This is a genomic window from Pedobacter sp. CFBP9032 (genome assembly GCF_034045265.1).
Classification (GTDB): domain Bacteria; phylum Bacteroidota; class Bacteroidia; order Sphingobacteriales; family Sphingobacteriaceae; genus Pedobacter.
This window is the reverse complement of record NZ_JAXCWE010000014.1, coordinates 21,799-33,558: the sequence shown is the minus strand read 5'-3', so window position 1 is coordinate 33,558 and position 11,760 is coordinate 21,799. Positions and strand designations below refer to the sequence as shown.

At 37.2% G+C, this 11,760-nt stretch carries 7 protein-coding genes; 2 read left to right on the top strand and 5 right to left on the bottom strand.

Annotation, left to right across the window (positions count from 1 at the left end; translation table 11 throughout):
• Positions 1 to 136 precede the first annotated feature (136 nt).
• From SOM16_RS20495 to gyrA, 4 genes are all read right to left on the bottom strand, one after another.
• Positions 137 to 574 (bottom strand): hypothetical protein, encoded by a 438-nt coding sequence (locus tag SOM16_RS20495; RefSeq protein ID WP_320465857.1) that lies wholly within the window; start codon positions 572 to 574, stop codon positions 137 to 139.
• 339 nt (positions 575 to 913) lie between these two features.
• Complete coding sequence (locus SOM16_RS20490; protein ID WP_320465856.1) at positions 914 to 2,059, bottom strand: tetratricopeptide repeat protein; 1,146 nt, start codon at positions 2,057 to 2,059, stop codon at positions 914 to 916.
• 106 nt (positions 2,060 to 2,165) lie between these two features.
• Positions 2,166 to 3,251, bottom strand: a complete 1,086-nt coding sequence (locus tag SOM16_RS20485; protein ID WP_320465855.1) for a tetratricopeptide repeat protein — start codon at positions 3,249 to 3,251, stop codon at positions 2,166 to 2,168.
• 32 nt (positions 3,252 to 3,283) lie between these two features.
• Entirely contained in the window at positions 3,284 to 5,878 is a 2,595-nt protein-coding gene (gene gyrA, locus SOM16_RS20480; RefSeq protein WP_320465854.1) for a DNA gyrase subunit A, read from the bottom strand.
• Between the two features lie 354 nt (positions 5,879 to 6,232).
• Here gyrA and SOM16_RS20475 point away from each other — a divergent pair, with 354 nt between their 5' ends.
• On the top strand, positions 6,233 to 7,444 hold the full coding sequence (locus SOM16_RS20475; RefSeq protein ID WP_320465853.1) for a TCR/Tet family MFS transporter: 1,212 nt from the start codon (positions 6,233 to 6,235) through the stop codon (positions 7,442 to 7,444).
• Positions 7,445 to 8,671: 1,227 nt separating this feature from the next.
• Here SOM16_RS20475 and alaS read toward each other — a convergent pair.
• A complete protein-coding gene (gene alaS / locus SOM16_RS20470; RefSeq protein WP_320465852.1) occupies positions 8,672 to 11,290 on the bottom strand; it encodes an alanine--tRNA ligase in 2,619 nt (872 codons plus the stop codon).
• Positions 11,291 to 11,406: 116 nt separating this feature from the next.
• Here alaS and SOM16_RS20465 point away from each other — a divergent pair, with 116 nt between their 5' ends.
• Entirely contained in the window at positions 11,407 to 11,742 is a 336-nt protein-coding gene (locus SOM16_RS20465) for a MerR family transcriptional regulator (RefSeq protein ID WP_088301709.1), read from the top strand.
• The last annotated feature ends 18 nt before the right edge of the window (positions 11,743 to 11,760 follow it).

Here is an 11,760-nt window from a genome sequence, read left to right as displayed (position 1 = left end):
AAAATCAGGTATTTAGTTGATCAAATCGGCTAACAATGCAGATGGAAAAGCCATTGTAATAAATATGCTTAAGGATATAAACACCAATAAGCAGTCTTGTATATTAAGACTGCTTATTGATTAAATTAATTGAATTTTATTCTACCCAGGCAATAGGAACGTAAACAGTTACATAACCGTCAGCGCCTATCATCTCTGGAGATAAGGTTACTGTAATTGAACCGTAACCCGTCCAGTTTCCCTGACCTCGTTCTGCGCTAAACTCATAGGTTCCTGCGGGTAAACCATTAATCGTACCTGGCAATTGATAAGGTAAAAATGTTCCGAACGAAGATGGTCCATTTTCTACATAGTAATCATCACCGCTTTCCTGGTTATAAATGGTAAAGCCTGGTGATTCTGTGGATACTGATGTAGTTAAACTACCGTCAATATTTTTGTAACCCAAACGCACATTGTAAGTGGTAATAGTTTTTTTAGCGGTGGTAGTCGGCTTTGGCACCTCCGGAGTAGCGTAAGTTGTTAATGAAACAACACATAATGCAAGCATGCAAATTGAAATGATCTTTTTCATAATATAGGTTTTTGTATTATAAAGATCATAAAATATTTTTAGTTATCCGTTAATTTACGATTAATATAATGTTATTATAATACATTGAAGTATGTTTAGTTCTAAATAAACAACAATATATTCGTATACAGATGATACTAATGCACAAATTTATTAATAAATTAAATATTATTTTGCAATAAATGAAGATCCAATACTTCTGAAGGGATCAGGTAAAAGTCAGAAGATATTCAAAAACTAATCCAGTAAAAACAATACCATAACTTGTCCTATAATTAATATTATGTTAAGTTGATAATTACGAGAGCTTTGTGAGAGTGTCTCCTCTTTTCATTAATATTATAATTCCTGAAGTTTGCGGTTTAATTCCTGAACCTTATCAGTTGCCTTTTTACGGGAATAGATATCCAATAATAACTGAACAGTTTTCTTATCGTTAGGATTGATTTCATTTGCACGTTGCAATGCAAGTTGTGCACGGTTAATGAGCGAATTATATTTCGAAACTTTTTCCGCATCGCTTTTTTGCAAAGTTTCGTTTGCCGTGTTGATATACGCTAAACTTAATTGATACAATGCATCAAAATAATTCTGATCTGTAGCTAGTGCTTTATCATAAGCTAGAATTGCGGTTGAATTATTTCCACTTGCTTGCTGTAAGTAGCCATAAAGAAAATATAATAATTTATTACCTTTCTCTACCTTCAAATTTCCTTCAATTAAACTTGTGGCTTTCGCAAAGTTTTCGGTATCCAAAAGCAAATTGATATAATCACTGGTAAGGTTTTTATTGAATGGATTTTTCAATAAACCATCTTCAAGCGTTTTTATGGCCATTTCGTAATCATATTTCGCGCTATAAAGCTGTGCAAGCTTTTGAAACATCGATGCATTACGGATTCCATTATTTTTTGCTCTGTTAAAGTAAGAAATTGATTCGTCGTAATCCTGGATATTTAATGCGCAAATTGCTGTATTTAAGGCTAATGTAGTATCTGTTGGGAAACTGTCACTCACTTCCTTCAAGTCGTCATGTGCTTCTTTGAAATCGTTATTAAAATAGGCCAAGTTGCCCCTCTCCTGCTTTTTTATCAAAATATTATGATTGGAAGCCTTGATTAATCCAGAGTTGTCTTCGTACTTATCCAATCCTCTGGCTTGCTTAATAGCTGTATTAGCGGCTTCGTAAAATTTATCAGAATTACCAGCATCTGTATCTATTAATGATGCATATGAAGTCAGGTAAGATTTAATTGACCAGGTTTCTGCCCAATTCTTCGTTTTGTTATCCTTTTCAGCAGATTCAATTGCCTTTAAACCTTCTATAATAATGTCCAGTTGTTTCTTTTCGTCTTCGTTATTTGCAATGGAAGCCTGAAGTTTTCCAACTGAGTTACGGGCAATCAAAATCTGACTTTTTTGAGCGAAAGCATTTAATGAAGTGGAAACCAAAAGTGCTATTAATAGCTTAAAACCATTTTGCATAATAGATCGATCTGTAATGATGGGCAAAAATACTAATCAGGTAAAAATAAGTAAAAAAAAAGAGTCCTGATAAAATCAGGACTCTTTTTTGAAATTTAGCATTCAATTATTGCTTAGGTAAAGCGTCTAATTTTGCTTTTACATCATTATAGTTTTTAGTATCGTTTCTAAAAGCGTAAATGGTTTTTAATGTTTCTAAAGCACCAGCGTTTTTAGGATCGATTTCCAGCGCTTTTTTATAGAATGGTAATGACTTATCTAGTAATCCATTCATTCTTGTAGTGATCTCATTAAATTCCTTTACCTTCTTCTGGTCAATTTTATTTCTATCTGCCTGAAGTTTCAAGGCTTGTGAGAAATAAATATTACCTAATAATACCTGATAACTTGGATTTGTAGGCTCTTTAGTAGCTAAAGCATTTAACATTTGCTCTGATTTTGCAACATCACCTCTATCAATATAAATCTGAGTTTCAGTTTTAATTAAGTCTACATTTTCAGGATATTTAGCTACTGCTTCTGAAATTAATGCTAAAGCGGCAGTAGTATCTTTTTGTTTCCTTAAAGTAACATCAACTAACTCATTATACAAATCTTTAGACTGTGGCGAATTTAAAGAAATTACTTTTTTGAACTGCTGAATCATCCCTGGATAATCTTCCACATTTCTGGCTGCAATACCTGCATTTAAATACATTGCGGTATCAGTTGGATTAATTACAGTTGCCTGAACGAATTTGGTATAGGCTGTTTTATAATCCTTTTTGTTGTAAGCCATTACACCTGCATTACGCACAGCGTTAGAAATGTTGGTTTCAGCTAAAGTGATGTTTTCCTTCTCTGCACCCTTGGTATCTAATTTTTTAGCTTCAACCAGCGCATCCTGAGCAATTTTTAGGTTTGCATCTGCATTTGCCACGTTCACTGTATCTAAAATAGCAGCAGAAGAAGCAAATAATGCACGGTAAGTCCATGCTTCAGGCATTACTTTAGATTTTTCATCAGCAATGGCTTTATCAGTATGGGCTAAGCCAGTTTTAACAGATTCTAACTTTTTATCTAGCGGTGTTGCACCTTGTGTGGTTAACTGGAAAATTCCCCATGCTTTTTTTGCTTCATTAACTTCACCTTTCTGAGCAAAAGCAGAGCTTGCTGCTCCTGCTAAAATTATACCTAGAAATACTCTTTTCATAATTTTTATTCTAATTTTTATTTTAGTTAATTTTATTCTTCCGTTGGCTGATCAGCTTCTCCCTCTTCCTCATCGTCTTCAGTTTCTTCTGCTTCAGCAGTTGGATCGGCTTCTAATTCTTCGCCGTCTACTACTAAAACATCATCTAAATCAACTGTTTCTTCTTCATCCTCTTCATGATCAATTTTAGTCACCGAGGCAATTTCGTCATCACCTTTTAAAGAGATTAAGCGTACACCCTGAGTGGCACGTCCCATTACTCTTAAAGCTGAAACAGGAATTCTAATTACAATTCCCGAACGGTTAATGATCATCAGATCTTCACCATCTGTAACGTCTTTAATCGATACTAATTGCCCGGTTTTTTCGGTAACATTAATGGTTTTTACACCTTTACCACCACGGTTGGTTACGCGGTAATCTTCAATGTCTGTCCGTTTTCCGTATCCTTTTTCTGATACTACTAACACCGTAACTTCCGGATTGTTTACAGCAATCATGCCAACTACTTCATCTTTATCATGCGCAAGCCTTACACCACGCACTCCGGTAGCAGTTCTTCCCATTGGGCGAACAGTACTTTCATTAAAGCGAATAGCCCTTCCCGAACGTAGTGCCATTACAATTTCGCTCTGGCCATTAGTTAAACAAGCTTCTAATAACACGTCGCCATCATTGATGTTTATCGCATTAATACCGTTTACGCGCGGACGTGAATAAGATTCCAGAGAAGTTTTCTTGATGGTACCTTTTTTAGTACACATGATGATAAAATTGTTCTCCAGGTATTCCTGATCTTTAAGGTTTTTGACTTTGATGTAAGCCTTAATTTTCTCGTCTTTTGGAATATTGATGATATTCTGAATTGCCCTTCCTTTACTGGTTCGGGAACCTTCCGGAATTTCGTAAACCCTCAACCAGAAACATCTTCCTGCTTCGGTAAAGAACAGCATATAATTGTGGTTGGTAGCTACCAACATGTGTTCAATAAAATCTTCGTTTCTTGAGGTGCTTCCTTTAGATCCTTTTCCACCTCTACCCTGTGCTCTGAATTCAGTTGCCGGGGTACGTTTCACATAACCTTCGTGAGAAATGGTGATTACAACTTCTTCATCATCGATGAAATCTTCCATACTCATGTCTTCAGCAGAGTGAACAATAGTTGTTCTACGCTCATCGCCGAATTTTTGCTTAATTTCTGCTAACTCATCTTTAATGATCTGCATCCGCAAACCCTCATCAGCGAGAATGGCTTTTAAGCTTTCAATGGTTTTCATCAGTTCTTCATACTCTTCTTTAATTTTATCACGCTCTAGTCCTGTTAAACGACGAAGCGTCATATCCAGAATGGCACGTGCCTGAAGATCACTTAAACCAAATGTTTCCATCAAGCCCAAACGAGCTTCTTCCGGAGTTTCTGATGCACGAATTAATTTAATTACTTCATCTAAATGATCTAAAGCAATTAGATAACCTTCTAAAATGTGAGCACGTTTTTCTGCTTCGGCTAATTCATATTTGGTACGGCGAACAATTACATCATGTCTGTGGTCAACAAAATGCACGATTAAATCCTTAAGATTTAGCATTTGCGGCCTACCTTTTACCAAAGCAATATTATTTACACTGAAAGACGTTTGTAAAGCAGTGTATTTATAGAGGTTATTTAAAACGATAGAAGCATTGGCATCACGCTTAATTTCATAAACGATGCGAATACCATCTTTGTTCGATTCATCTTTAATGTTTGAAATACCTTCCAGTTTTTTCTCGCCTACCAGTTCAGCAGTACGCTCAATCATCATGGCTTTATTCACCTGATAAGGAATTTCGGTTACAATGATTACTTCACGGTCTTTAATGCTTTCAATTTCTGCCTTTGCACGCATTACGATCCGTCCGCGGCCAGTTTCAAAAGCTTCCTTTACACCCGTATAACCATAAATAATACCACCTGTAGGGAAATCCGGAGCTTTTACAAACTTCATCAATTCTTCGATAGTAATGTCCCGGTTATCAATATAGCTTACTACGCCATCTATTACTTCAGTTAAGTTGTGTGGCGCCATATTGGTAGCCATACCCACAGCGATACCTGATGAACCATTCACTAAAAGATTTGGAATTTTTGCAGGCAACACGGTTGGTTCCTGCAATGTATCATCAAAGTTTAATTGAAAATCTACCGTATCTTTATTAATATCGGCAAGCATTTCCTCTGCAATTTTAGAGAAACGTGCCTCTGTATAACGCATTGCAGCTGGCGAGTCACCATCAATGTGACCAAAGTTTCCTTGTCCATCTACCATCGGATAACGTAAACTCCAATCCTGGGCCATACGTACCATGGTAAAATATACTGATGCATCACCGTGTGGGTGGTACTTACCTAAAACTTCACCTACAATACGGGCAGACTTTTTATGGGGCTTATTACTGGTTACACCTAAATCAAGCATACCATATAAAACACGGCGGTGAACTGGTTTCAATCCATCACGCACATCAGGCAAAGCCCTGGATACGATTACCGACATTGAATAGTCAATGTAGGCCGATTTCATCTGCTCCTCTATATTAATTTGGATGATTTTGTCGTTTTGTTGATTTTCTAAATCTTCTGCCATAAGTTATTATTCTCGTTATCGAAAACGATATTTAAAAAAAGGTATTGTTATAACCTTGCGAATTTAGCAAAAATATGCCGAAATAAGGCATTGTGGAAAAGTTTTGGCCGTAGTTAAAGGTTTTTAGATGAAAGATTTTTTTGGTGTTCTTACAGTCGTATTTAAATAAGTTTTTTTTTATAATGATGATTTGCTTTTTAATGGCATCGTTTCTTAATACGCTCTTGCAATTAACATTTAATAACTCATGCAACCAATCTTTAGAAATTAAGTCAGCACTTTATTCCTAAATTAAAAACGATAACCCTGAAAAGATTATTTTCAAAATTCTATTTTTGTATATAATCTAAACCTATGGCTCAGCAGAAACAGTCGGCGATGATCTTTATTATGATTACGCTGTTGATTGATTGTACTGGTTTCGGAATCATCATTCCGGTTTTACCAAATCTTATTAAAGAATTTACCGGTGGAAGCACCAGCGTAGCTGCAGATTATGGAGGCTATCTAATGGTTGCATTTGCTTTGCCGCAGTTCATTTTTTCGCCAATCCTAGGCGGTTTAAGTGATCAGTATGGTCGACGTCCTATTCTACTTTTCTCTTTGTTTGGCCTTGGCATGGATTATCTGCTTCTCTCCTTTGCGCCGTCAATTTTCTGGTTTTTTATAGGCAGAATCATCGCCGGGATTACAGGTGCGAGCTTTACAACGGGCATGGCATATATTGCTGATATTTCGACACCTGAGAAAAAGGCTCAAAACTTTGGATTAGTGGGTGCTGCATTTGGATTGGGTTTTATTTTAGGTTCAGTTGGCGGAGGCTTGCTAAGTAGCTTCGGGTTACGGGTACCCTTTATGGTTGCAGCGGGCCTTTCATTACTTAACTGGTTGTATGGTTATTTTATTTTACCAGAATCACTGGCGAAAGAGAAACGTAGAAATTTTTCATGGAAACGTGCTAATCCTGTTGGTTCATTTATCAATGCATCAAAATACCCCGCCATTTTAGGTTTGCTTGCCACTTTGTTATTGCTCTATATTGCCAGTCATTCCGTCCAATCCAACTGGTCATATTATGTGATTGAAAAGTTCCAATGGACACCAAAGATGATCGGTTATTCGCTGGCGGTAGTCGGGATTATGGTTGCCTTAGTTCAAGGTGGATTGATCCGGATTGTTATTCCGAAAATTGGAAATAGAAAGGCAATTTATTTTGGCTTAATGCTTTATGTAGTCGGTTTCGTGTGTTTTGCATTTGCCAAAAATGGAACTATGATGATGTTATTTATTATTCCATATTGTTTGGCTGGTATTGGCGGACCAGCGATGCAGAGTATTATTTCTAATCAGGTGCCTGAAAATGCACAAGGAGAAATTCAGGGGATTACCACCAGTCTGCAAAGTCTGGCAGCCATTATCGGACCCTGGTTGGCGAGCCATATTTTCGTTTATTTCATTCAGGATGGAACACCGCTCTACTTTCCGGGCGCGCCTTTTATTTTAAGTGCTATCCTAACATTAATCGGTTTATTTATTGCGATACGGGCGCTTAGGAAATATCATTAGGATAGTCTATGGTTTTGCCTTGCTGAGATTTATATTTCCTTCCAAGGGTTGAGCGAGCTTTTTAATCTTGTTTATAATTAACTGCGGATTTAAAATCCGTAAATAGAAAAGCTGGGATTAGAGATCCCGACTAACTAAACATTGCTAGCCGAGATTTGTAATCTCGTCTATGATTAACTGCGGATTTAAAATCAGAAAATAGAAAAGCCGGGATTAGAGATCCCGACTAACCAACCGTTGGGCGAGATTTATAATCTCGTCTATAATTAACGCGGATTTAAATCCGTAAATAGAAAAGCCGGGATTAGAGATCCCGACTAACCAACCGTTGGGCGAGATTTATAATCTCGTCTATAATTAACGCGGATTTAAAATCCGTAAATAAAAAAGTCGGGATTAGAGATTCCGACCAACCGACCGTTGGGCGAGATTTTTAATCTCGTCTATGATTAACTGCGGATTTTAAATCCGTAAATGGAAAAGTCGGGATTAGAGATCCCGACCAACCGACCGTTGGATAAGATTTGTAATCTTGCCTATTATTAACTGCGGATTTGAAATCCGCAAATAGATAAGTCGGGATTAAAGATCCCGACTAACTAACTAAACGTTGCTAGGCGAGATTTTTAATCTCGTCTATAATTAACTGCGGATTTAAAATCCGCAAATAGAAAAGTCGGGATTAGAGATCCCAACTAACTAAACGTTGCTGGGCGAGATTAATAATCTCGTCTATGACTAACAGCGGATTTAAAATCCGCAAATAGAAAAACTGGGATTAAAGATGCCGACTAACTAAAGCGTTGGGCGAGATTTTTAATCTCGTCTATAATTAACTGCGGATTTAAAATCCGCAAATAGAAAAGTCGGGATTAGAGATCCAGACTAACTAAACGTTGCTAGGCGAGATTTGTAATCTCGTCTATAATTAACTGCGGATTTAAAATCTGCAAATAAAAAAGTCGGGATTAGAGATCCCGACTAACTAAACGTTGCTAGGCGAGATTTGTAATCTTGACTATAATTAACTGCGGATTTAAAATCAGCAAATAGAAAAGTCTGGATTGGAGATCCCGACTAACCCATCGTTGGGCGAGATTTGTAATCTCGTCTAGCGTTAACTGCGGATTTAAAATCCGCAAATAGATAAGTCGGGATTAGAGATCCCGACTAACCGACCGTTGGACGAGATTAGAGATCTCGACTAACTATATTTAAATATACTTATTACCCTTTTGGAATAAAATCCTCAGCCTTTTCAAGCACTTTTCCTAAACCTGAAGGGTTTTTACCACCAGCAGTAGCATAAAACGGCTGACCGCCACCTCCACCCTGAATTTCCTTACCTAGCTCGCGAACAATGTTGGATGCATTCATTCCTCTTTTTACCAGATTATCAGACAACATCACCGTAATTCCCGGCTTAGCATCAATTTCTGAAGTAAATACCAGGAACAAATTATCAACCATATCTTTTAAGGAAAAGGCCAGGTTTTTTATCGCATCAGCACTTTGTAAATCAATATGTCTGGCAATTAAATTCACACCGTTTATTCCTCTTACATGATGAACGATTTCATTTTTTAGATTGCCTACGCGCTCTAAAGTCGTTTTTTCAATTTCTTTTTTAAGCCTTGCATTTTCATCCAGCAATGCCTGAACAGATGCAGACAGATCTTTTGAACCATTTAACAGTGATTTCAAATGTCCTAGTTCTCTGCGTTGATCTAAAAAGTGTTGCTCTGCTTTATCGGCTGTAATCGCTTCAATTCGACGTACGCCAGCTGCCACTGCACTTTCGGAAACAATTTTGAATGAACCGATTTGTCCGGTTGCTTTTACATGCGTACCACCGCAGAGCTCTTTTGAAAAATGGTCATCGAAAGTAATCATGCGCACAAAATCACCATATTTTTCACCAAACAACGCGGTTACACCACTCTGGATAGCATCTTGATAAGGCACATTTCGTTGTTCCTTTAACTTAATGTTTTCCCTGATCTTCTGGTTAACAATTACCTCTACCTGAGCCAATTCTTCATCAGTTACTTTGGCGAAATGCGAAAAATCAAAACGTAAGTAATCTGCATTTACCAGTGACCCTTTTTGATTGACATGCTGACCTAAAACCTGTTTAAGTGCTGCATGTAACAAGTGGGTAGCCGAGTGATTATCTTCCGTCAAAATCCGTTTATCTTCATCTACTACCGCCCAGAATTTTCCTTCCAGATTATCCGGAAGCAGATCGGTAAAGTGAACCGTAAGTCCGTTTTCTTTTTTGGTATCAGTAATATCTACCCAAAATTGACGACTGTGGTCTTCTAAACGACCAGTATCTCCTACCTGGCCACCACTCTCCGCATAAAATGGTGTTTGGCGGAGAACGATTTGATATTGCTCCTTCCCTTTCGCTTTTACTTTGCGGTATTTTAGAATTTCCGTTTCGATTTCTAAATCATCGTAACCTACAAATTCGCTTTGGTCATCAGTATTAACAATTACCCAATCGCCTGTATCAATGGCAGTAGCGGCGCGGCTATCATCTTTTTGCTTTTTAAGTGCTTGCTCATAGGCTTCTAAATCTATAGACCAACCTTTCTCACGAGCCATTAATTCTGTTAAATCAATTGGAAAACCAAATGTATCTGATAATTCAAAAGCGAAACTTCCCTCTACCAGTCCATTATTTGCCTGGTATTTATCAAAGCGCTGTATACCAGTTGATAAGGTCCTTAAAAACGAAACCTCTTCTTCCAGCACGACTTTTTGTACAAAATCCTGTTGCGCAACCAGCTCTTCGAAAACGCCCTTAAATTGTTCAGCCAATAAAGGTACCAGTTGATTTAAAAACGGTTCTTTAAAGTTTAGGAATGTGTAAGCATAACGAACGGCACGACGTAAAATCCTGCGAATCACGTAACCTGCTTTGTTATTTGATGGCAACTGACCATCTGCAATTACAAACGAGATTGCGCGGATATGATCAGCCATTACGCGCATGGCAATATCCGTTTTTTCGTCAGCACCATATTTAATACCAGATTTTTCAGCAATAAACTGAATCATCGGCTGGAAAACATCAGTATCGTAGTTGGAGGTTTTCTCTTGTAACACACGCACCAAACGCTCAAAACCCATTCCGGTATCTACATGTTTGGCTGGTAAAGATTGCAATGAACCATCTTTTAAACGGTTAAACTGCATAAATACATTGTTCCAGATTTCAATTACCTGTGGATGATCGGCATTAACCAATGTAGCACCATTCACTAGTGCCTTTTCTTCATCTGTACGGCAATCTACGTGAATTTCAGAACACGGTCCGCAGGGACCTGTTTCACCCATTTCCCAGAAATTATCTTTTTTATTTCCTGGCAAGATATGGCTTTCATCAATATATTGTTTCCAAAGATCGTAAGCTTCCTGGTCTTTTTCGAGGCCTTCTTTTTCATCCCCTTCGAAATAAGTTACGTACAATTTTTCCTTCGGAATTTTATAAACTTCGGTTAATAATTCCCAGCTCCAGGCAATGGCATCTTTCTTAAAATAATCGCCAAAGCTCCAGTTTCCGAGCATTTCGAACATGGTATGGTGATAGGTATCAATCCCTACTTCTTCTAAATCATTGTGTTTGCCAGATACGCGTAAACAGCGTTGGGTATCGGCAACTCTTGGATACTTAATGGCTGCTTCTCCTAAAAACAAATCCTTAAACTGGTTCATCCCAGCATTGGTAAACATTAATGTTGGGTCGTTTTTAACCACAATTGGTGCCGAAGCAACCAGGTGATGTTGTTTTTGTTCGAAAAAATTAAGGAATGCTTGTCTTATTTCTTTAGCTGTCATTATCATAAATCTTGGAGGAACAAAATTAAAATTTTATTGCGTTAATCAGGAAAAATCAAGCTACATTTGAACACTTTAATTAATCGATGTAAAACCCTAATAATCAAGCACAAGTTATGCCTTATAAAGAAAGAGACATTAATAAAATGTATTATACAATGGGCGAAGTGACTGAAATGTTTAATGTAAACGCATCCCAAATCCGTTTTTACGAAAAGGAATTCGACATCCTTCAACCTAAGAAAAACAAAAAAGGCAACCGACTTTTCACTCCTGAAGACATTGAAAATCTAAAAATCATCTTCAACCTGGTTGATGAAAAAGGATTTACCTTGAAAGGTGCTAAAGAACACCTGAAACATAATAAATCTGATGTGAAGGAAAATCAAAAAATTATTGATTCTTTAGAAAAACTAAAGGGTTTCTTGGTTAACCTGGCAAAAGAATTATAGATAATCTCTTTTTGGTAA